The sequence below is a fragment of the Lysinibacillus sp. FSL M8-0134 genome (genome assembly GCF_038069745.1).
GTDB lineage: Bacteria > Bacillota > Bacilli > Bacillales_A > Planococcaceae > Lysinibacillus > Lysinibacillus irui.
In genome coordinates this window covers 663,929-686,682 of record NZ_JBBPAJ010000001.1, presented here as the reverse complement: position 1 = coordinate 686,682, position 22,754 = coordinate 663,929, and the positions used below count along the sequence as shown (strand labels likewise).

At 38.1% G+C, this 22,754-nt stretch carries 21 protein-coding genes and 1 other annotated feature; of the genes, 5 read left to right on the top strand and 16 right to left on the bottom strand.

What is annotated here, in order from left to right; all coding sequences use genetic code 11:
* Positions 1–15: 15 nt before the first annotated feature.
* The 3 genes from MKY49_RS03375 to spxA form a co-directional block, all read right to left on the bottom strand.
* Entirely contained in the window at positions 16–1,137 is a 1,122-nt protein-coding gene (locus MKY49_RS03375) for a competence protein CoiA (protein WP_341385625.1), read from the bottom strand.
* A 181-nt stretch (positions 1,138–1,318) separates the two neighbouring features.
* Positions 1,319–1,987: an adaptor protein MecA gene (gene mecA / locus MKY49_RS03370; protein WP_274795694.1), complete on the bottom strand. Its 669-nt coding sequence runs from the start codon at positions 1,985–1,987 to the stop codon at positions 1,319–1,321.
* A gap of 435 nt (positions 1,988–2,422) precedes the next feature.
* Positions 2,423–2,818, bottom strand: a complete 396-nt coding sequence (gene spxA / locus MKY49_RS03365; RefSeq protein WP_025116803.1) for a transcriptional regulator SpxA — start codon at positions 2,816–2,818, stop codon at positions 2,423–2,425.
* Between the two features lie 489 nt (positions 2,819–3,307).
* Positions 3,308–3,529 (top strand) — a binding site (T-box leader).
* A gap of 117 nt (positions 3,530–3,646) precedes the next feature.
* Between spxA and trpS the strand changes: the two genes are divergently transcribed.
* On the top strand, positions 3,647–4,636 hold the full coding sequence (gene trpS, locus MKY49_RS03360) for a tryptophan--tRNA ligase (RefSeq protein WP_274795693.1): 990 nt from the start codon (positions 3,647–3,649) through the stop codon (positions 4,634–4,636).
* Between the two features lie 4 nt (positions 4,637–4,640).
* Here the strand turns inward: trpS and MKY49_RS03355 are convergent, their stop codons facing one another.
* The 5 genes from MKY49_RS03355 to MKY49_RS03335 form a co-directional block, all read right to left on the bottom strand.
* Entirely contained in the window at positions 4,641–4,862 is a 222-nt protein-coding gene (locus tag MKY49_RS03355; RefSeq protein WP_274795692.1) for a hypothetical protein, read from the bottom strand.
* A gap of 110 nt (positions 4,863–4,972) precedes the next feature.
* Positions 4,973–6,214: a beta-ketoacyl-ACP synthase II gene (gene fabF / locus MKY49_RS03350; protein WP_274795691.1), complete on the bottom strand. Its 1,242-nt coding sequence runs from the start codon at positions 6,212–6,214 to the stop codon at positions 4,973–4,975.
* A 30-nt stretch (positions 6,215–6,244) separates the two neighbouring features.
* A complete protein-coding gene (locus MKY49_RS03345; protein WP_313469404.1) occupies positions 6,245–7,183 on the bottom strand; it encodes a beta-ketoacyl-ACP synthase III in 939 nt (312 codons plus the stop codon).
* A 121-nt stretch (positions 7,184–7,304) separates the two neighbouring features.
* Positions 7,305–7,511: a hypothetical protein gene (locus MKY49_RS03340; protein WP_341385624.1), complete on the bottom strand. Its 207-nt coding sequence runs from the start codon at positions 7,509–7,511 to the stop codon at positions 7,305–7,307.
* Positions 7,512–7,737: 226 nt separating this feature from the next.
* Positions 7,738–7,881 carry a hypothetical protein gene (locus MKY49_RS03335; protein ID WP_341385623.1) on the bottom strand — a complete coding sequence of 48 codons (144 nt, stop codon included), beginning with the start codon at positions 7,879–7,881 and terminating at the stop codon, positions 7,738–7,740.
* A 171-nt stretch (positions 7,882–8,052) separates the two neighbouring features.
* Here MKY49_RS03335 and MKY49_RS03330 point away from each other — a divergent pair, with 171 nt between their 5' ends.
* Complete coding sequence (locus MKY49_RS03330) at positions 8,053–8,247, top strand: YjzD family protein (protein WP_004227469.1); 195 nt, start codon at positions 8,053–8,055, stop codon at positions 8,245–8,247.
* A gap of 49 nt (positions 8,248–8,296) precedes the next feature.
* Here the strand turns inward: MKY49_RS03330 and MKY49_RS03325 are convergent, their stop codons facing one another.
* Positions 8,297–10,423 (bottom strand): ATP-dependent Clp protease ATP-binding subunit, encoded by a 2,127-nt coding sequence (locus MKY49_RS03325; RefSeq protein ID WP_312504845.1) that lies wholly within the window; start codon positions 10,421–10,423, stop codon positions 8,297–8,299.
* 261 nt (positions 10,424–10,684) lie between these two features.
* Here MKY49_RS03325 and MKY49_RS03320 point away from each other — a divergent pair, with 261 nt between their 5' ends.
* Positions 10,685–11,380, top strand: a complete 696-nt coding sequence (locus MKY49_RS03320) for a Crp/Fnr family transcriptional regulator (RefSeq protein WP_274795687.1) — start codon at positions 10,685–10,687, stop codon at positions 11,378–11,380.
* 60 nt (positions 11,381–11,440) lie between these two features.
* On the opposite strand, the gene MKY49_RS03315 is transcribed toward MKY49_RS03320, so the two are convergent.
* Entirely contained in the window at positions 11,441–11,749 is a 309-nt protein-coding gene (locus MKY49_RS03315; RefSeq protein WP_103117491.1) for a metal-sulfur cluster assembly factor, read from the bottom strand.
* A gap of 53 nt (positions 11,750–11,802) precedes the next feature.
* A complete protein-coding gene (locus tag MKY49_RS03310; RefSeq protein ID WP_341385622.1) occupies positions 11,803–12,567 on the bottom strand; it encodes a prolyl oligopeptidase family serine peptidase in 765 nt (254 codons plus the stop codon).
* A gap of 121 nt (positions 12,568–12,688) precedes the next feature.
* Here MKY49_RS03310 and MKY49_RS03305 point away from each other — a divergent pair, with 121 nt between their 5' ends.
* Complete coding sequence (locus MKY49_RS03305) at positions 12,689–13,498, top strand: Cof-type HAD-IIB family hydrolase (protein WP_274795684.1); 810 nt, start codon at positions 12,689–12,691, stop codon at positions 13,496–13,498.
* A 128-nt stretch (positions 13,499–13,626) separates the two neighbouring features.
* Positions 13,627–14,484: a DegV family protein gene (locus tag MKY49_RS03300; protein ID WP_341385621.1), complete on the top strand. Its 858-nt coding sequence runs from the start codon at positions 13,627–13,629 to the stop codon at positions 14,482–14,484.
* Between the two features lie 78 nt (positions 14,485–14,562).
* Here MKY49_RS03300 and MKY49_RS03295 read toward each other — a convergent pair whose 3' ends face one another.
* From MKY49_RS03295 to addA, 5 genes are all read right to left on the bottom strand, one after another.
* A complete protein-coding gene (locus MKY49_RS03295; protein ID WP_341385620.1) occupies positions 14,563–16,089 on the bottom strand; it encodes an alpha-amylase family glycosyl hydrolase in 1,527 nt (508 codons plus the stop codon).
* A 129-nt stretch (positions 16,090–16,218) separates the two neighbouring features.
* The gene (locus MKY49_RS03290; RefSeq protein ID WP_274795681.1) at positions 16,219–16,587 is read right to left on the bottom strand and encodes a YisL family protein; all 369 of its coding nucleotides are present in this window, start codon (positions 16,585–16,587) and stop codon (positions 16,219–16,221) included.
* Between the two features lie 169 nt (positions 16,588–16,756).
* Positions 16,757–17,659: a fumarylacetoacetate hydrolase family protein gene (locus MKY49_RS03285; RefSeq protein ID WP_341385619.1), complete on the bottom strand. Its 903-nt coding sequence runs from the start codon at positions 17,657–17,659 to the stop codon at positions 16,757–16,759.
* A gap of 124 nt (positions 17,660–17,783) precedes the next feature.
* Entirely contained in the window at positions 17,784–18,950 is a 1,167-nt protein-coding gene (locus MKY49_RS03280) for a DUF418 domain-containing protein (RefSeq protein ID WP_341385618.1), read from the bottom strand.
* Positions 18,951–19,036: 86 nt separating this feature from the next.
* A complete protein-coding gene (gene addA, locus MKY49_RS03275) occupies positions 19,037–22,753 on the bottom strand; it encodes a helicase-exonuclease AddAB subunit AddA (RefSeq protein ID WP_341385617.1) in 3,717 nt (1,238 codons plus the stop codon).
* Position 22,754: the final 1 nt, after the last annotated feature.

Here is a 22,754-nt window from a genome sequence, read left to right as displayed (position 1 = left end):
TACTCTCATATTTTCTCAATATATTGCGACAATTGCAAATAAATGTGCATACACTTGCTTATAAATATCTTGCGAATGATTTCCTTGCTTTATGTTTTTTAGGAAGTGGCCGTAATGCTGAACAGCGTTAATTGCCTGTTCCGTCCTTTCTATTTGGTGCTCCCTTAAAAATTGCTGAATAAGGTCCCTATCTAATTCATATGACTGCATGCCTAGTCGTTTACTAAAGTGCAACAGCATCGTCTGCCATTCACTTGTAAACAAAGAGATTGCTGCTCCTTCTTTTACTGGTATTCCAATGTAAGAAGGCATAGCAGTTAAAGAAAGCTTTAACTCATAGCAGGTCCGTAAAAACGAATCTTGCGTACCCTTTTTGCTATGTAAAAGGCGTCCGTATGCAAACTGTCTACAAGCATGTTTATACAGCTGCCAATATTGTTGAAATTCTGCTTGGGTAATACGCTTGGGTAGATAAAAAGGGAAGAGCTGTTGATCGATTGGAATTACTTGTACTTTGCCTATGAAAGTATGCCCATGAATAGGAAGAAGATTCGTCCAATAAATAAAATGTGCTGTCTTAGCGTTATAGGTTATTAAATAAGGTAATTCTTCTGCGTCCAAGATAAACGCTTTTTGCAGCAAAGGAGGAATTCTAATTTTGCATATACCACTTAAAGTATCTTTGCTTTGAGGCGTTTGAAAAAGCCAAATTGCTTGTATGCTATTTTTTTCATAACCCTCTGTTCGTCGGTCCCATATTTCGTGGGGGATTGTACTACATTGATATTCAAAAGCAAAATGCTTGTCATCCATTGTAACAAGTATATCTGGACGCTGAGAAAGCTTATTTAAAAATGGCTCCAGTTTCACTTTATATTTAAGCTTTTTTAACCATTCATATAATTGAATTTTACCTTGTAGATGTAACTTAGATTCCCCTTCTGAAAATAATTGTGAACATTTATTATTTGTGAGGTGGGCAAAATGTGGAATTTTAGAGTGACCTATTTTCAATTGAACAGGTTCAAGACACTGTGGACAAAAAAATTTCATCTGTCGCCTATATCGCTGTAAAGCTTTCCTCGTATATTGATATGGGAGAAATAGTTGCTGTTGATTGTTATAAGCAATAAGCATCGAATCAGCTCCTTTTTAGCCAACTATAGTAGAGAGGAATGGCTATCACAAAGAAATAAGCTGTTTTTCTTGAAATTAAAGAAATGCGGTCTAAAAATTTATAAGGATAAAAAAAGGACTGCAGTGAAACTCGATCATGAACGAGTTTCACTGCAGTCTAACAAATCAGGTAATCCACTGCTTAAGCAAAATATTTTCGGATTGTTTCAAAGCAATTAAATTCCATTATCTTTTCACCGTACTCCTCTAGACGATGAATTGTGAAATTGGATGGTGTTAAAAATTCTTTGATGACCGCATTTCTATCATGACGATTTAACTCCTCATCTGCATTACCAAAATCAACAACTAAATAGTACCAATCTTCATATTTGAATAATGAGGAATCCACTAATTCGTCTGTCATTCGTTTTGCGACAGGGATTAACTCATCAATATCTTTAAATTTATAAACATAAATGTCTGTATCCATAAATAATTCTGACTCATCCATGTCACCAAATTGAGTTAGCTGGCTAAGAAGATCTTCCCCAACTTCATCGAATGGTGCAAACATATCTTTGTGTTCATCAAAATTCGAATGACCATCTAATGTTTCACCGTCTTTTAAAATATGTGCACGTGTGACAATGATTTCTAAGCCAACTTCAGATGCATTGATATGAATCCAAATCGGACCCTCTACATCAAAATAATCCTCCGTGTTTACTTCATCAATCATATCCCAAAAAAGTTGTTCACCCTTTGCTCGATTGTACCAAATCTCTTCACGACTATAGCCGCGATCCTCTATATCATTGTACGTAATAAAGAGCTTGAGTGTATTTTCATTTACACGTTCGATGTCCACTAGACCTCATCTCCCTTCACTGTCATATGTCGAAAAACAGTTTTGTTTCATTAGTATGCTTTTATTCTTTGTTTTTAACCTTCATACCGCATTTGTTTTTCAACCTTTGACCACACTACAGTTAAACCATCGAGTACACCGTAAACATCGATTATTTTGTTCACAGTTGTCTCTAACTCTATTGTATGCTGTTCTGTCATAAAATGAAAAGGATATACACCGTTTCACAGAAGATATTTGAATTATTGAAATTGTAGTAAACTATTTAACTTAAATCAAGTTTAACATACTTTAACGGAAATATATGACTTTTCCTATTAATTATTATACTTCATATAGAAGGTTTTACATAAGTAAAACATAAAAAAATAGATGTCACAACATGCATTCCACATTTGTAACATCTACTACATATATTATTCAAAATGGATAGTTTTAATTCACCATTCGCTGCGCTTCTTGAAGCTGATATGCTCGAACTTTACGAGGTAGGAAGCGACGAATTTCATCTTCATTATAGCCAACTTGGAGACGTTTTTCATCCAAAATGATTGGTCGGCGTAATAAACCAGGATACTCCTGAATTAATTCATATAAACGTTGTAGTGGTAAACTTTCAACATCTACATTTAATTTTTGGAATATTTTTGAACGAGTAGAAATAATTTCATCTGTCCCGTCTTCAGTCATACGTAAAATTTTTTTAATTTCACTAATACTTAGTGGCTCAGAAAATATATTACGTTCTGTATATGGAATTTCGTGCTCCTCTAACCAAGCTTTCGCTTTACGACAAGAGGTACAACTTGGTGATGTAAATAGGGTTACGATCATTCTGACACATCCTTTCATTTCGAAATTATTATCTAAAACCAGAACCAGAGTGTTAAATTAGAATTAATGTAAAGTAAAATACACAGTACCATTATACAGTACTCCGCTGTATTTGAATATAGTTCCAATAAAAAAAGACTGAACCCACAACTAAATATTCTTTCTTTTTATACATCTTTTAATGTAGCGTATTTTCTACTATCTTATGTGCTACTATTAACATTCCCAATTTCAATGCATTTTAAACATCTAGGCTTGTATCTTAGTTGTTCTCATTTATAAAAATTAAACGAGAAAATTGTCAATTTGGTGTGTACAGCGAAACATATTTTTAATAAAAAAGTATAAATTTATAACATTATTACACAACAGAAAAAGCATATAATTTTTTTATGAAAAAAAACACAGTCAAAAGTCTGACTTTACACAATGGAATCTTTATAATATAATTCATTGCAATAAAATCAATTTAAACAATTTGAATTGAGAAAAACGCTGACGAAGAGTAGTACATATGCATATTTCACGTTTAGAGAGTCTGTGGTCGCTGCAAACAGATCGTGGAGGCATGTGGAATGGACTTCCGAGTTAGCTTTGTGAACGCTACTTGAGCAACTAGCAAAGCTCGTCACTTCACGTTACGAAGCAGAGTGGCCTTTTTAGGCAAGCTGGGTGGTACCGCGGATTCAAACATCATTCGTCCCTTCTTTAGAAAAAATCTAATGAGGACGCATGATGTTTTTTTATTTTCATCAATCGGTGGAATGATGAAAGTTACGCCGCTGGCTAAAAGCCGCGGAACTTGAATTCGAGGAGGAAATTTTCATGACAACTATTTTTTCTGGCGTACAGCCTACAGGAATCGTAACATTAGGGAACTATTTAGGGGCATTTAAGCAATTCCCTGCATTACAAGATGAAGGAAACGCTATTTATTGCATCGTTGACCAGCATGCAATTACTGTGGCACAAGATCCAAAGGAATTACGCGAAAGCATTCGCAAGCTAGCAGCTACCTATATCGCTACTGGCATTGATCCTAAAAAATCTACATTATTCATTCAATCAGAGGTACCTGCACACGCTCAGGCAGGATGGATGTTACAATGTGTGGCTTCAATTGGGGAGCTTGAACGTATGACACAATTTAAAGATAAGTCACACGGTAAGGAAAGCGTCTCTGCCGCTCTTTTAACATACCCACCGTTAATGGCTGCAGACATTCTACTTTATAATACAAACATTGTTCCTGTCGGCGATGACCAGAAACAACATATTGAATTAACACGTGACCTAGCAGAACGCTTTAACAAACGTTACGGGGATGTCCTAACGATTCCAGAAATTCAATTACCAAAAGCAGGCGCTCGTATTAAATCACTACAAGAGCCAACAAAAAAGATGAGTAAATCGGATCCAAATACAAAGGCAACAATCCGCTTACTTGATACAGCGAAAGAAATTGAGAAAAAAATCAAATCAGCTGTTACGGATTCAGACGGTGTTGTAGCATTTGATGTGGAAAATAAACCAGGTGTTTCAAATTTATTGACAATCGAATCAGCTATTTCAGGTGTATCTATTGATGACTTAGTGAAAAAATATGAAGGCATTGGTTATGGTGGATTCAAGCAAGGTGTTGCAACAGCGGTTATTGAACACCTAACTCCTATTCAAGAAAAGTTCTATCATTTAGTAGAGTCATCTGAATTAGATGCCATTCTAGATGAAGGTGCAGCAAAAGCAAATGCCATTGCAAGTGCCACTTTAAAACGTATGGAAGAAGCAATGGGCTTAGGCCGTGCGCGTCGCTAACAATTTAAAGCTTATCAGTGGAACGATCAAAGCCTAAATCAAGAACGACAGCGCATATGATGATGCAGGCCCCTATCGCCATATAAAATTCCGTTGTTTGAAAAATAAATTTAAAAACAACCTTCCAGGAATAACCTAGCGTACGGTAATTTAAATACAATATGAGATTCCCTACAGAGAGGATCATTAAGCCATAGCTTACTAAAAATAAAAAGAGACGAAACATAAGTAGAGGCATCCTTTCTATTTCTTCTTACTTATCATGTATTCACAAAACTATAAAAAAAGACGTCAGCCGTTTAAATTTGGCTGACGTTTTTTCTAGTTTAGATACTATTATGCTTCATATTTTTTGAATAGAAGACTTGCATTGTGACCACCAAAACCAAGAGAATTACTCATTGCATATTGAATCGTTGCTTCTCTCGCTTCATTTGGAACATAATCTAAATCACATTCAGGATCTGGATCCGTTAAATTGATTGTTGGTGGTAAGATACCTTCTTTAAGGGCTAATGCTGTGAAAATAGCTTCCACACCACCAGCTGCACCTAATAAGTGACCTGTCATAGATTTTGTTGAGCTCATCGCTAGCTTATAAGCATGCTCACCAAAAGCAGTTTTAACCGCTTGCGTTTCAAATAAGTCATTATATGGCGTACTTGTGCCATGCGCATTAATATAATCAACTTGTGATGGCTCTACTCCACCATCTTCCAATGCTTGCATCATCGCACGTGCTGCGCCCTCGCCCTCTGGAGCAGGAGCTGTAATATGGTGAGCATCTCCTGTTGCACCATAACCTAAAACTTCAGCATAGATTTTAGCACCACGAGCTTTTGCATGTTCATATTCTTCTAAAATGACAATACCGGCACCTTCTCCAATAATAAAACCATCACGATTTTTATCAAATGGACGGCATGCAGCCTGTGGATCTTGATTTAATGATAAAGCAGTATTGGCACAGAAGCCTGCTACTGCCATTGTTACGATTGGTGATTCAGCACCACCTGAAATCATAACATCTGCATCTCCACGTTCGATTACTTTGAAAGCATCACCAATTGAGTTTGTTCCTGAAGCACATGCCGTTACAGAACAAGAGTTAATACCTTTCGCACCAAAGTGGATGGATACTTGACCTGAAGCCATATCAGGAATCATCATTGGAATGAAGAATGGACTAACACGTCTAGCGCCACGCTCTTGGAACGTTAAAAACTGCTGTTCATAAGTTTCCATACCACCGATTCCAGAGCCAATCCATACACCTGCACGAGGAGCTAGCTCTTCATCAATTGTTAGCTGTGCATCTTCCATTGCCATAATTGAAGCCGCTAACGCGTAGTGCGTAAAACGATCCATTTTACGAGCTTCTTTACGATCAATATATTTTTCAATATCAAAATCTTTCACTTCTGCTGCAATTTTTGCTGCAAAAAGATCTTTATTTAAACGTGTTAGCTCACCAATACCAGATTTACCAGCTTTAATGTTTGCCCATGTTTCTTCGATGCTATTTCCTAGTGGTGTAACTGCGCCAATTCCTGTAATTACTACTCGTCGTTTACTCATTGTCTTACTCCCCTCAAGCATTTTTCCTTCTTATTTTCCCCATCTCATGGCTACGGCACCCCATGTTAAGCCGCCACCAAAACCAACAAGGACTAATAAATCATCCTCTTTTATCTTACCTGCTTCGAGCTCATCTACCAAGGAAATACCAATAGAAGCTGCGGAAGTATTTCCGTATTTATGAATCGTTTTTGACATTTTTTCTGGTGGTAGCTCTAATCGCTCACGAGCAGATTCCATAATACGTATATTTGCCTGATGCGGCACTAAAAAATCAACGTCTTCTTTTGTTAATCCTGCTTTATCTAACACATTAACCGCTGATTCACCCATTTGACGAACAGCAAATTTAAACACTTCACGACCGTTCATCGCAATCGTGTCTTGCTTTGTTAAATAAAGATTCTTGCCGCCTGTACCATCAGCACCAAGTTCAAATGATAAAATACCTCTGCCTTCAGATACTGGTCCAACAATAGCTGCACTCGCACCATCACCGAATAATACAGCCGTATTGCGATCGTTCCAGTCAATGACTTTCGACAGCTTTTCAACACCTACTACTAAGACATATTTATAAGCATTTGCCTCTACAAAGTGCTTCGCTGTCACTAAGCTATATATAAATCCTGCACATGCTGCAGCTTGATCCATCGCCGCAGCGTTCACTGCTCCGAGTTGTTCCTGAACCATACATGCTACACTTGGAAAAGTTTGATCCTGTGTTACAGTTGCTACAAGTATTAAACCAATTTCCTCAGGCGTAATACCCGCTTTTGCAATAGCTTCTTTAGCAGCAGCTACTGCTAAATCTGAAGTTTCCTGATCATCTGCCGCAAAATGACGTTCTTCAATGCCTGTTCGAGTACGAATCCATTCATCCGAAGTATCCATTATTTTTTCCAAATCAAAATTTGTAACGACCTTCTCAGGAACATATTTGCCTATTCCTATAATACCTGCGTTCATATAGCAACCCCTCAGCTTTCTTACTATCAATTATTAGTAACTGGTCATAATTATAACGCATACAAAAGGAAGGACGCAAGATGAATTAAAATTAATGTGTTTTAGAGAGGCTTTTGTTTGTTCAATTCGACAGGATTGTCGGGGTTTGTAGCGGGTTGGTCATGCTTTGGAGCACTTTCACACCTTTTTGGAGCGGGTTCTGCCTACTTTGGAGCGGGTTCTGCCTACTTTGGAGCGGGTTCTGCCTACTTTGGAGCGCTTCTCCACCATTTTCGAGCGGGGATATCCTACTTTGGAGCGCTTTTCCACCTTTTTGGAGCGGAGACATCCTACTTTGGAGCGCTTCCACACCTTTTTGGAGCGGGGATATCCTACTTTGGAGCGCTTCTCACCCATTTTCGAGCGGAGACACCCTACTTTGGAGCGCTTCTCCACCATTTTCGAGTGGGGACACCCTACTTTGGAGACTTCTCCACCATTTTCGAGCGGGGCAGCCTGCTTTGGAGCGCCTTTCCACCATTTTCGAGCGGGGACACCCTACTTTGGAGCACTTCTCACCCATTTTCGAGCGGGGACACCCTACTTTGGAGCGCTTCTCCACCATTTTCGAGCGGGCTCAACCTATTTTGGAGCGCTTCCACACCTTTTTGGAGCGGGTTCAGCTTGCTTTGGAGCGAGTCCCCTAAATCTATTACCAATTCTTAGGCCTCATAAAAACATCAAATACTAAAATACAAAACCTCGTAGTTGTTGTGACAAATTCGCCATGTTTCACATAAATGATTCATTTTTTTTCGATTTATGTTATGATATGATAATGAATATGAGTAAAATCTTATGATGAAAAAAGTTCGGTTGAGGTGAAATTAATGCAATATATCGTAACGTTCATATGGTCATTCCTACTAGTTTCTATGTTAAACTATGTAGTCAGCTCTGTACTTGGTGTACCATTTGATTTTAAAACAGGGGCAATCGTTTCAGTTGTATTCTCTATTCTTATCTTTATTATTGGAGCAATCATTCCAAACGATCCTACACCAGAAGCTGCAGACCATCATTAATTCAGCTAGAAAAAACCTGTTCAGCATCATGCCGAACAGGTTTTTTCTGTTATTTTTCCACCACACATTGACCATCACACATTTTTACATGCAATGTTTCCCCCGGTAAAACCTCACCACGTAGGAGTTCTCTTGCCACTGCTGTTTCAATATGTCGTTGGACAAAGCGTTTTAGTGGTCTTGCGCCAAATTGAGCATCGGCACCTTGCTGTACTACCCAATTAATCACTTCTTGCTCAACAGATAATGTAATTTCTTGCTCTGCCACACGTTTAATCAGTTGCTCAACGTACTTCCAAGCGATTGCTGTAAAATGCTTAGTCGATAGTGCATGGAAGAAAATAATATCATCCATTCGATTTAACAGCTCTGGTTTAAAATGTTGTCTAAGCGCAGCCATAACTAAGTCCTCAACAGAGGCATCGTCTTCTTTTGCCTCCATTAAATAACTAGACCCAATATTCGATGTTAAAATAACTACTGTATTTGTAAAATTAACCATACGACCTTGACTATCAGTGATACGCCCATCATCTAAAATTTGCAATAAAATATTAGCCACATCTGGGTGAGCTTTTTCAATTTCGTCAAGTAGGACGACAGAATAAGGGTTGCGGCGAACGGCTTCGGTTAATTGTCCCCCTTCCTCATAGCCGACATAGCCTGGAGGGGCACCAACTAGACGAGATACACTATGCTTCTCCATATATTCACTCATATCAATTCGGATAAAATGTTCCTCAGAATCAAATAATTGAGCAGCAAGGGCTTTGGCAAGCTCTGTTTTACCAACACCTGTTGGACCTAAAAATAAAAAGCTTCCAATCGGGCGATGTGGATCTTTAATGCCTGCACGTGCACGCCACACAGCTTCTGTCACTAGTTGAACCGCTGTATCTTGCCCTACTACACGTTCATGCAATGTATCCTTTAAACGTAAAAGTTTTTCACGCTCACCCTCCACTAATTTTGTCACAGGGATGCCAGTCCAACGTGAAACAATTGAAGCAATTTCATCAGCCGTCACTTCTTCTCGTAAAATACGAGACTCTGCGCCATTTTCTAATTGTTTTTCTAATGCCTGAATGTCTTTTTCAAGAGTTGGAATTTTGCCATGACGTAATTCAGCAGCTTTATTTAAATCATATTTACTTTCCGCTTCATCTAAATCTCGACGGTATTTATCTAATGTTTCTCGTTTTTTCTGAATGTCATGCAGCATTTCCTTCTCAGCTTCCCATTGTTTTCGCATTCCTTCAGAGGATTCTTTTAACTTTGTTAATTCCTCAGTCAATTGCTCAAGGCGTTTTTTACTTGCTTCGTCCTTTTCCTTACGTAATGCCTGTTCCTCAATTTCTAGCTGCATGATACGACGGGTCACAGCATCTAATTCCTGTGGCATGGAATCGATTTCCGTACGAATCATTGCACACGCCTCATCAATCAAATCGATCGCCTTATCTGGTAAAAATCGCTCTGTAATATACCGATTAGATAGTTCTGCTGCCGCAACAATGGCTCTGTCATGAATACGTACAGCATGATGTAACTCAAAACGTTCTTTTAAGCCACGTAAAATAGACACTGTATCTTCAATAGAAGGCTCACGCACAAGTACTTGCTGAAATCGACGTTCTAATGCAGGATCCTTTTCAATATACATACGATATTCGTCTAATGTCGTAGCCCCTATACAGTGTAATTCACCACGCGCCAGCATAGGCTTTAACATATTTCCTGCATCCATAGCGCCGTCTGTTTTACCGGCACCAACAATGGTATGGATTTCATCAATAAATAAAATAATTTGCCCTTCCGAATCTTTTACCTCTTTTAAGACACCTTTTAAGCGTTCTTCAAATTGACCACGGTAACTTGCACCCGCGATTAAAGCACTCATATCTAGCTCATATAGGACACATTCTTTCAAGCCCTCTGGCACATCGCCTTTCACTATACGCTGTGCTAAACCCTCGACTATAGCTGTTTTACCAACACCGGGCTCACCAATTAATACAGGATTATTTTTCGTTTTGCGTGTTAAAATACGAATGACATTTCTAATTTCCTCATCACGTCCAATAACGGGATCCATTTTGCCATTTTTTACTTCTTCAATTAAATTTCGTCCAAATTGCTCTAATGGTTTTTTATTATCAGTTTGTTGAAATTGCATAGCTAGCACTCCTTTACCTTAATGTTTCGCATAATTTCTATACCCATTCTTGTTCTTTCGAAAGGTTTGACCTTTTTTGACTAACTTTATTTTACATCACTCGACAATTCTAAGCAAAGAAATAGCTCTAAAATTTATCACTTAAAAATGGAAATTTACGTTATAATAGTAGGTATGTTTCTATGTTTTAGTATCGAAAAATCCACTATCCTTTTGTAATAATCGACATTTATTACAAAAAGAAAGCGATGTGTTGGAGATATGGTTTTATTGGATAATATGTTTGAAAAAATTAAGGATCTTTTTCAAAAGCACGGTGTCTTTATCAAGGTGAATAAAGGGAATAAAATTTTTCTAGAGGGTGAACGGGCAAAAGAAATTTATTACATCAAATCAGGTGTAATTTCGATTAGCCAAGAAACGGAGACTGGCAAGGAGTTAACCATCCGTATTTGTGGTCCTGACAGTATAATTGGAGAGGGATCGTTGTTTTGTAATCTCGTCTATAATTCCATGACTGCAAAAGTTTTAGAACCTTCTACGCTGTATGTTTTAAGTCGCAAATCTTTGGAGCATTTATTAGAAGAACAGCCTACTGTCATGGTGGAATATATGAAGTGGTTACAAACAGAAAACTTGAAGCATCAAAGCCGTTTGCGTGATTTAGTGTTAAATGGTAAAAAAGGTGCTTTATTTTCAACGCTCATTCGACTTTCTAATACGTATGGTAAATCATTAGAAAATGGCTCTATTTATATTGATTTCCAGCTAACAAATACTGAAATAGCGAATTTGTGTGCGACCAGTCGTGAGATGATTAATCGGATGTTAAATGATCTAAAAAAACACGACATTGTCACTTTCGATAAAGGTTTTATTACAATTCATGATTTACAGTTTTTAAAAAATGAAATTGCTTGTGAAAATTGTCCATTACAAATATGCCGTATCGATTAATTTCGTTACATGCAAAATCCCTGCCTATTAAAATAAGCAGGGATTTTCTTCTGTTTCAGATTAACGTACGCCTAGTGCCATTTTTGCATAGCGCGACATTTTATCTTTTGACCAAGGTGGGTTCCATACAATGTTAACATTTGTACTTTTCACTTCTGGAAGCTCCCCTAATGCTGTGTTTACTTGGTCCACAATGACCGGTCCAAGTGGGCAACCCATAGATGTTAACGTCATTGTTACAGTCGCTACCCCTTCATCATCTAAATCTACATCATATACTAAACCTAAGTTGACAATATCAATTCCAAGCTCAGGGTCAATTACGTTTTCTAATGCACCTAACATGCTGTCTTTCATATCCTGATCCATTCGTATTTCTCCTTCCATCATAGTGTTAACCTTATCATAGCAGATGCATCATATTATGCCAAATGCTGTGCAAGCCAGTCAGTTGCTGCTAGCATACCGTCACGTGGTACAGCATGTCCAGCCTTTTTATTTACCATGAACTTTAAATGTTCAGGGTTTGCTTGATAGTATTCCCGTAAAGTCTCATAAAATTTATACGTTTCGCGGAAAGGTACCGTTTTATCTAATTCTCCATGCCAAAAGAAGACAGGGCGACCTGCGAACTTTTCTGGTGTTAGACTGATATCGTATTTTGCTAGGTGCTCATTTATTTTTTCTACTTCTTCCTCTGACATCGGCAAATTCACACCATTTTTTGCGAATTGCTGTAACTGATACTCACCCAATTTAACAAAATTAGGCGCACCCATACATATTGCAGCTGTTTGTATCCAATCATACAGTTTAAGACAGCCTGATGTGACAATGCCCCCCATAGAAGTGCCTGCTATGCCAATATTATGATTAGCTAATAAATTTTTATTGTTTAACTCATCATATATTTGTTGCACTTCATGAATAGAATTTAAGACAATGTCCCAAAATTTTAAGTTCATTTGCATCTCTGATAGGCCTTCACTGCGATCACCATGGAATTTTGCATCTGGTAATAGGACACGCACCCCTTTATGCACCAATTGATATGCATAGTGTAAGTTATGTTCTTTTGCACTCATAAAGCCGTGTAAAAAAATCACTACCGGGGTTTCTTCATTCATATTGTCTGAATGTATATGTAATAAAGGAATATTTCCCCACACTTCTTTTTCTACAAACATTTTTGTCACTCCCAACTCTTGTCTCATCTTTATGTTAGCAAACTTTTTTCACTGTGACAAAATTTTGACGAATGAAAGACAAAGAGATACTATTCAAACTATAGGAAAGGGGCAACGAGCTATGAAACCGCATTTAATCGTATTAGACTTAGACGGTACTTTATTAACAGACCAACAACAAATTTCAGCAAAAACGAAAAAAACATTATTGCAGGCTAAGGAACAAGGTCATCAAGTCATGATTGCGACAGGACGTCCTTACCGAGCAAGTACAATTTATTATCAGGAACTAGGACTGACTACACCCATTGTCAATTTTAATGGAGCTTATGTGCATCACCCTAAAAATGCCTCTTGGCAACATATGCATACTCCGATTGATTTAAGTGTCGTACATGATGTCGTTGATTCCATCAAAGGTTACGAATACGAAAATATTATTGCTGAGGTAAAAGATGAGGTTTATGTTCATACAGAGGACGATCGTATCTTAAATATCTTTAATATGGGCAATCCCAAAATTACACTTGGGGATTTATATACACACCTCTTAGAAAATCCTACAAGTTTATTGATACAAGCCAACGAAGCGAATTCGGTTATTATACGTGACCATTTACAAGCGGTGCACGCAGAAGTTATTGAGCATCGTCGATGGGGTGCACCTCTTCATATTATTGAAATTGTGCGCCGCGGCTTAAATAAAGCGGTAGGTATTGCGCATGTGGCTAAAGATTTAGGTATCCCACGTGAGCGCATCATCGCATTTGGTGATGAAGACAATGATTTAGAAATGATTGAATATGCCGGACTTGGTGTAGCAATGGGGAATGGTATTCCAAGTCTTAAAAACATTGCCAATGAAATTACATCAACAAATAATGAGGATGGAATCGCAAAAATACTCATCGAACGCTTGAAATTATCATAGTTAAGTAGTAAGTTCAAGTTAACATTCCATTTTTACCAGTTTAACTTTATTCAGTGGTACCCCTTTAAAGTTAGTGAGTATTAACTGAATAAAGTTAAACAGTAAGTTGAAATTAGGGGGACAAGAGAATGAAGATTTTTACGGATAGTGGATGTGATCTACCGAAGTCTTATTACGAAGAACATGATGTCGTGCTACTCCCTTTACGAGTGCAATTGAACAACAAAGAATATGAAGATGTGATTTCAATTGATTCCAAAGAAATATACGATGCTATACGCCAAGGGGCTCAGCCAAAAACATCTCAAGTGTCACCTGAGCTGTTTTTAAAGCACTTTGAGGAACTAGCTAAAAATGACGAAGAAGGTATTTACATCGCCTTCTCATCAGAATTATCGGGCACATATAGTACTGCTCAGATGATTCGCAATCAAATATTAGAACAATATCCATCTTTAAAATTAGTCATTATCGACTCTAAATGTGCCTCATTAGGACATGGTCTTGTCGTGGAGGAAGCAGTTCGACTCCGAAATATGGGTGTATCCTTAGAAGATATGGCCAATAAAATTGGCTCCATCGCACCTCAAATGGAGCATTTGTTTACAGTAGAAGATTTAGATTATCTTGCCAAAGGTGGACGTGTATCCAAAGCAAGTGCATTTTTAGGTGGGCTGCTAAGCATTAAACCTATTTTAAATGTAGAAGATGGCAAGCTTGTGCCAATTGAAAAATCACGTGGTCGAAAAAAAGCACTTAATCGTATGTTAGATTTAATGCAAGAACGTGGTGGAACTTTTACAAATAAAATCGTTGGTATTAGTCATAGTGATGATGCGGCATTTGCAAATGAAGTAAAAGCATCTATACAGGAGCGTTTTTCACCGCAAGCTATTCAAATCACCATGATTGGCTCAGCAATCGGTTCACACGTTGGTCCTGGTACGATTGCTATTTTCTTTACGAATAAAAGCTATCAAGGCTAAGCAATACCCTCGATATAATCGCTTCAACAAAAAATAGCATGTTAGGATAACTCCTAGCATGCTATTTTTATTGTTCTATTATTGTTGTACGTCTTGTTCTTGACGTCGAACTTTTCCTCGTTTAATGATGATGACAACAAAGCCAATAAAGATGACCCACACTAAGCCTAGTGCAATCATATACGGCATGTTTAAGCCTTCATCATTTCGAACTTGATAAATTTCTACCATTTCTCGGTCTAAAATAACAGGATAAACTTCTTTTTCGTTTATGCGAACTTTTTCCTCATGTAAAATACCGTTCAGCATTTTCCCTTCACCAAGTTGTTCAGGTGTTAAGTCCACACGTTGTGTTTTTCCTGTATTATTGACCATGATTACCCACTTTTCTTCGTCTGAAGTACGTGTAAAGACGAGTAGGCCGTTTTCATTTGTAATGACTTCAAAATCACCATTACGTAAAGTAGCTGATTTATTACGTAAAGATTGAACATTTTTAATATAATCAATCAATTCTTCGTCTGTTTTAAAGTTGTAAAGCTGGTGTGTATCTGGTTTCGCTTCCCCATTCATAGCAATTTCTGTGCCATACTGTACAACAGGAATTCCAGGTAGCATAAATAAAGCACCCATTGCCATTTTTAAGCGTGTAGGTGGAAACATATTTTCATTAGCAGAGTCGAATGTAAAACGATGAGTTTCCAGCGAATCCACCATTATTTGTGTTGGCTTCTCGCCTGTAAAAGGCTCCATTAATTTAGATGAATCCATATCAACGTTTTTAAATATATTACGATAGATATCAGCTGTTGCTGGTGAAAACGTCGCATCAAAATTAGCATCACTTTCTTCATTAGCAATCACGTATAGAGATTCTTTTGTTTCTTTTAATGCCGCGATCATCGAATTAACAAACTCTGTATCGGCCTCTGCAATATTAGTTAAACGAATACCTCCGACATCATATGTAGAAACAAAATCAGTTGCTGACTGAATAAGTGCCTCTTGCACAGCTTTGTTCGATAAATCCCACTGTACTTGTCCATTATTTGTTGAAGCAATCCAGTCTGCTTTTGATGTATCCTTTACCCATTCATGATTTGGACTTACATTGTTGAGTGGGAAATCCACCATAATGGACATATTTTTAGCTTTATAGGCCTCTACAACACTTTGAAATTCTTCTGTAGTTCCAAAGTGACGTTCGATTGTCGTGTAGCTTGTTAGCATTGAGCCATCATATTTCTCTGTTGAAAAAATAGGTCCAATGGAAACAATTGTATAGCCCATCTCACCGATAAATTTTAATTTATCTTGCAGACCTGTAAAATCGCCTCCTGCAAATTTAGAAGGATCTTGCGTGTTTGTATCAAAATCGTTTGTACCTGAGCCATTAAAGAAACGGTCAACGAGTAAATCATAGATGCTCTCTTCTGCAATTGATGTTGACGCAGCTTCGTCCGCATGTGCTACTGGTGTAGTACTGACGAAGGAAGTTGCTAATAAAAGTGATGCAGCCGTCGCACTTATCCACTTCTTAAATTTCACTGTAATTCCCTCTCTTTCAAACCAATCCATCGTCATTTTACCAAATAACACTGTCACGTCGCTATCTTTTCAAAAGATTTTACGAAAATGCGAAATGAATTACGGCAAAAAGGTGTCAGTTCCCTCCTATTTGCTTTTTTGACAAAATAAAAGCCGTGAAGCAAACACTTCACGACTTTTACATCATTATGCTAAGAAATTTTGACCCATCGGTAGTTTAAATCCTAAGAACAGTGTAATTAATAAAAATACTGCAAATAAAATCCAAAACATACCTGTTGGTTTATTTTTCTTTTGGCGTACCAATACCATTTCCATCATACCAATAACAAGAATACCACCTAAGAATTTAAAGCCGTAAAGCATGCCTTGTCCATAGTCCATTGCTTCAATAAATAATGCTCCACCTGTGATGATAATTAATACATAAAACAGACGTAATGTCATATGTAATCCTTTAGATTGCTTGCCCATTAGCGCCGCAATTAAAAAAATGACAATACCTACTACCCACGTAGTAATATGCAAATGCGTTTGGCTAGTTAAAAAACTCATGTTTGTCCCACCTCATTCTTTTTCTATCAAACTCTATCCTACCATGCGATGGAAAGGGTTTCAAATATTACAATAGTGTTCACATAATTTACATCAATTGAACGTAAATCCAATGCTGAAGAAGCTAAAAAATCCGCGAGTAGTAATCTCTCGCGGATGACAATCAATATTATTCAAAATGGTTGACTAAAGTACCGATGCCTTGAATAGAAACTTTGACTGTATCTCCAGCCTTTAAGTATTGCGGCGGGTTCATGCCTTTACCAACTCCTGCTGGCGTACCTGTTAAAATAACATCTCCCGGCTCTAAAGTAACATGCTGAGATAGGATAGATACTAAAGTTTCTACAGAGAACATCATATCCTTCGTAGAACCGTTTTGGCGTACTTCATCATTGACCTTTGTTACAACTGTTAAATCTTGTGGGTTAGGAATTTCATCCTTTGTCACTAGGTATGGTCCAAGAGGGCAAGTACCATCTAAGCTTTTACCTAAGAAGAATTGTTTATGTTTATCTTGTAAATCACGAGCTGTTAGATCATTAGCAATTGTATAGCCAAATACATAATCATATGCTAGGTTTTTAGGAATATTTTTACCACGTTTTCCAATAACGACAGCTAGCTCTCCTTCATAGTCCATCTTTGAAGAAAGATCCGCATGAATGGAAATCGTTTGTCCATCCGCAGCAATAGCAGTTGGAGATTTTGTAAAGACCATTAAATCTGTAGGTGCTGCCTCGGCACCCATTTCTTTGGCATGTTCATCATAGTTTTTACCAATACACATAATATTTTTGGGTGTACGTGGAATTGGTGAAAGCCACTCGATCTCTGTAAATTCACGTTTAAAGCTATCAGCACGATCTGATTTTTCTGCTGCTTCTACTAATTTACGAATCTGTTCAACAAAATCAAAGCCTAAAGCTATGCCATCCACGATTGAACTTGAAAAAGAAGGGAGAACTTGAAGTTCATTTTGAATAGCGAGTACATCCCATACCGCTTCTTCTTTTTTTACTTTTGGTCCAAAGCTAACATGTCCACCTAATTTGAATGATAAAATTTTCATGATTTTAAGAGCTCCTTCTTTTTTCTACATAATACAACAATATGATAGAAATTGCCTTACTTTTGCGACAATAATTTTATAAGTTACTAGATCTTCATAGAATATGCATTTCAAGAGGAAAATATTATCGTGCTTCCACTTTTTTCTTATAAGTTATTTTACGCCATAATGCCTCTAACGGTCCTTGTCTCCATTTAGATAGCCAAATTTCTGCAATGATCATTTGCACTACAATGATTCCAATGGTAATTAATACCCCTGTCTCAACACTTACTTTACCGTACCAGCCAAAGCCAAATTGATAGAATAGACAAGTTCCAATAATGGATTGCATAATATACATCGTTAATGTCATTCGGCCTAATTTTGCAAATGGACTGAGCAGTTTTTGTGCAATTGGCAATAAACAAAGTAATACAATGATGCCAATATAGCCTACTGATAAGACTGGACCGCCTATGTATGTCTTTAAATAATCTAATAAATATGTTCTCGTAAACATAATAGGTAAACTTTTAATAACAACACCAATGACTAATCCAGCTATCGCCAATGTCAGCCAGAGCCACTTTAATTCTTTAGCTCGTTCCACTAAACGCCATTTAGAAGCCGCTGCACCAATTAGCATATAAGGTAAAATAGTGAATAAAGCTGCAAACCACATCCCTATCCCTGCCTGGGTAGAGAGATCTGTTAAGCGTTGCATAAAGGCATCGACCCAGTTTCCTGTACCATAAGCAGTAATTGCCTTCTCTACCGAAACAATATCTAAATAGTCATCAACCTTCGTATTAAAATTAATAATGCCTACTAAAAATAACATGAAAACCTGCATTAAACCGTTAATGATTACAGCACTGACTAATAACCACAAGGGACTTAAACGTAGTAAAAGTAGTAAAAATATGCCACAAAATGCATACATCATGAGTATATCGCCCCACCAAATCAGCACGGCATGAATAAAACCGAAAACAAACAATACAGAAAGTCTACGAAGTCCTAGCGTATAAAAATTTTGTTCACGGCTTTGAGCCTTTTGCCACTGTATGGCAAGGCCATAACCAAATAGCATTGCAAATAGTGGGTAAAAGCTTCCTTGTACATAAATATCAATGTTTTGCTGCCAAACAATATCGGATGGCGTTGTAAACCATGATGCCAAATCAATATGTGGCATTGGCAAATAAAATGTATACATATTTACGAGTAAAATGCCCACTAAACTAACCCCTCGTAAAATATCTAATGTTGCGATTCGTTCTTGCAACATTGTTGGTTTTAGCTCCACAAAATAGCCTCCTCTTGAATAGCAGTTATGGTGGGAGCAGAGCAAGCTAAAATTTTCTTTGCTCTGCTTTGACCATAACTAATTCTTTAAGCCTGAATGGTCTGTTCATTATCGAATAAATATAACACTTTATCGCTTACTTTAATGTGTAGAATGGATTCAATTGCCTCACTATAAACACGAAGCTGAACCGCATAACGACCTAGTATTTCCTTTGACAAAGCCGGCTCCTGTGCAAAATGCGGCAGAATACGATCTGTTTTATAATCTAACAATACCCAATTACCATACTCATCCTCAAATAAACAGTCGATAATCCCCTGCACAATTTGTGCATCGCCATCGTCATCTACTCGACTAATGGTAAAGGGCATTTCCCTACGTATCTGCTTTGCTTTTTTGAAGCGTTGTCCGATTTCTGTAGTAAAGAAATGATAAATTTTCGCTAGTGGAATCACTTTTCCTTCTGCCTCTGTTAAAAGCTGTCTTGCTACTAAATCTTTTACAAACACCTTTGCTTCGTTCATATCATGAAAGCCAAACTGTGGGACATGCTGCATCACTGTGTGTACAGCTGTTCCAACTTCAGCACCCGTTAGCTGTTGCTCCTGTAAAAAAGCTGGTCGAGGCGCAATAGTAGAGCCTGTTTGCTTGGCTGGAGTCGCAAAGTAATATTCCGGTTCCTCCTGGCGCTGTAGATTTTCTAAACGCTTAATTTCACTTACCGATGTTTTGGAGCGTTTTCTTGTGGATTTTTGATAGGCATACTGTGCTTGAAAACGTTCCGTTATTACTGCCAACAATGCCTCATCCTCAGGCATCTCAAGTGCCTGTTGTACCTCATCAGCCAATGCTTGTATTTCATACGAATAATGGCTCGTATTGATAGCTTGTACCGACCAACGAGAAGGGTCATCCATTTCTTTATACGAAGTAGTTGCAACAGCCGCAAAATCTGCATGCCTTGCTACCGCTGGGCCTATCCAGTCCAAATAACTATTAGCTCTGGCACGTAAATATTCCTGAAGCGGTGCATCTTTCGGTAAATTTTGCGCATCCTGCCAGTAATCAAGCGTTTTCTCCCAACTCTTTACAGAGCCCACTAAAATCAGTCGCTCCTTTGCACGCGTCATAGCTACATATAAAACTCGCATTTCCTCTGCACGCATTTCCAGCTCCTTTTTTTCCTTCAATGCTAAAAACGGTAACGATGTGTACGTGATACGATTTTCCGGGTCAATGGCCTTTACCGCAAGGCCAAAGTCTTGGTCGAATAAATAAGGTTGATGGAAATCCATTTTGTTAAACGGACGTCCCATACCTGCGACAAAGACTACAGGATATTCCAATCCTTTTGAAGAGTGAATCGTCACAAGGCGTACCACATCATCCTTTTCACCAATGGATTTGGCAGTGCCTAAATCATCCCCACGCGTTCGCATCCGATCAATAAAGCGTAAAAAGCGGAATAATCCACGAAACGCAGTCTGCTCATACATTAGTGCACGATCATGTAAGATACGTAGATTGGCCTGACGCTGCTTACCATTTGGCATTGCCCCAACCATTTCATAATAGTGTGTATCTAAATAAATCTTCCAAATTAAATCTGACAATGATCCACGACGTGCTAAATCTCGCCAATTTTCAAAGGCTAGCATAAAGCGTTGCAGCTTCTCAAACGTAGTGGTTTGCACTCCATGTCCTTCACTACGAATAAATTGGCGTAAAGCGTCATAGAAAGGTACCTTTTGATCGGCTAACCGTATTTTCGCCAGCTCATTTTCCGTTAAACCAACAAATGGTGCACGTAGTACAGAAGCTAATGGAATATCTTGATAGGGATTATCAACAACCTTCAAGACATTTAACATTATCATCACTTCAAGAGCATCAAAATACCCTTTAGAGGATTCTGCATATAATGGAATCCCTGCTAACTTAAATTCCTCCACTAAATCTGTTGACCATGTCATAGAGCGCATTAGAATTACAATATCACGATATTGTAGGGGCCGTTCTGTCTTTGTTTTCGTATCATAAACAGTTGTGCCATCCTCCATCATCTGTCGAATACGATCAATAATAAAGCGCGCCTCATATTGTGATTTTTTCAATTCCTCTAGCTCTGTGGCTTCATTGCTCATTTCCTCTAGCTCTTCTGTTGTTTCCTCTTCCTGTGGCGGATGCATCACGACAAGTTCTACGGGCATTTCTTTCTCATCATAAGGAGCAGCTGGCTTTAATGATGCATTGTCATCATAAAGAATCTCACCCACACGCTCGCCCATTATTTGTGCAAATATATAGTTCGTAGCAGTCAACACTTCTTTACGACTTCGAAAGTTAGCATTTAAATCAATTCGCATTCCTGTCATTTCAGGCGTCTCTAAAAAATCACTATATTTTCGCATGAAGAGTTTTGGTTCAGCTAAACGGAAGCGATAAATACTTTGTTTCACGTCACCAACCATAAATAAGTTGCCATTCTGCTCCTCACCTGTTTTGACAAGCTGTAAAATCGTTTCCTGTAGCATATTTGTATCTTGATATTCATCCACAAGAACTTCTTTAAAACGTTTTTTCATATCTAGCGCAACTGGAGATGGCTGAAGCTCGCCTTCTACTTCGACCGTTAAAATTTGCAGGGCATAATGCTCTAAATCTGAAAAATCAATGATACCCCGTTCTAACTTGGCTTGTCGGAATTGGTCACTAAACGCAGCAGTTAGCTCCACTAATGTGGTAATTGTTGGTGCCATTAATCTTATTTCCTCAAGCAAGCGTGCAGGTGTACGAACAAAATATGTTTCTTTCATTTTATTCATTATTTTTTTGGCTGCTTCACGTTTTTTCTTGGCAAGCTCTTGTAAATCTACATCTACTAAAGCATCCTTAGATACTCGTTTCAATGTGGACCATTTGACCGTTGCAAAATAATCAAACAGCTCCTGCCATGTCCCTTCTTGACTAATACGTATCCCCTCTTGAATCATAGCAAAATCAATTTCTGCCGTTTCAGCATAGGGGGCAGGTCCATCTGGCTGTAAGGTTATCCCTCGCATTTCTGAAATTAAAACAAAAGCTTCTTCCAAGCTATGTCGAACGGTTAATTTGACATAATGAGATAACTCTAAATCATCAATGGTCACATCATCCGCTAAATCATAGGCTTTCGGTAGACTTAACAACCACTTTAAAGGCTCAGCATGTACACGAGAAGTATCATATAGTTTACTAATCAACGTTTCGATGGCTTGGTCATCACGATCCGACGTAAAGCTATCGACAAGACGATAGATTGCCTGCACTTGAGCTTCGTCCTCTGAATCGTAAGCATCCTCTAAAACATCCGCTAAAATATCATCTCTTAATAAAGCAATTTCCGCTTCATTGGCGATACGGAAGCCTGGATCAATATCAAGCAAGTAGGCGTATTGCTTCACAATGGCTAAACAGAAGGAATGCAGTGTGGAGATTTGCGCTTTATTGACCAGACTGAGCTGCCGTCTTAAATGATTGGATGTCGGGTTTTCTGCTATAGCCTTTTCTAATGCCTCTGACATACGATGGCGCATTTCAGCAGCTGAAGCATTCGTAAAGGTCACTACCAATAGTTCATCTACATTGATGGGATTTTCAGTAGCAATGACCTTTTCAATCATACGATTAATTAGTACGGCCGTTTTCCCAGAACCTGCTGCAGCAGATACAAGCGTATCTTGACCACTTGCATAAATCGCCTTCCACTGATCATCTGTCCATGTGACATCTGCCGGCTTTGCTGGAATTGTTTGTACCATG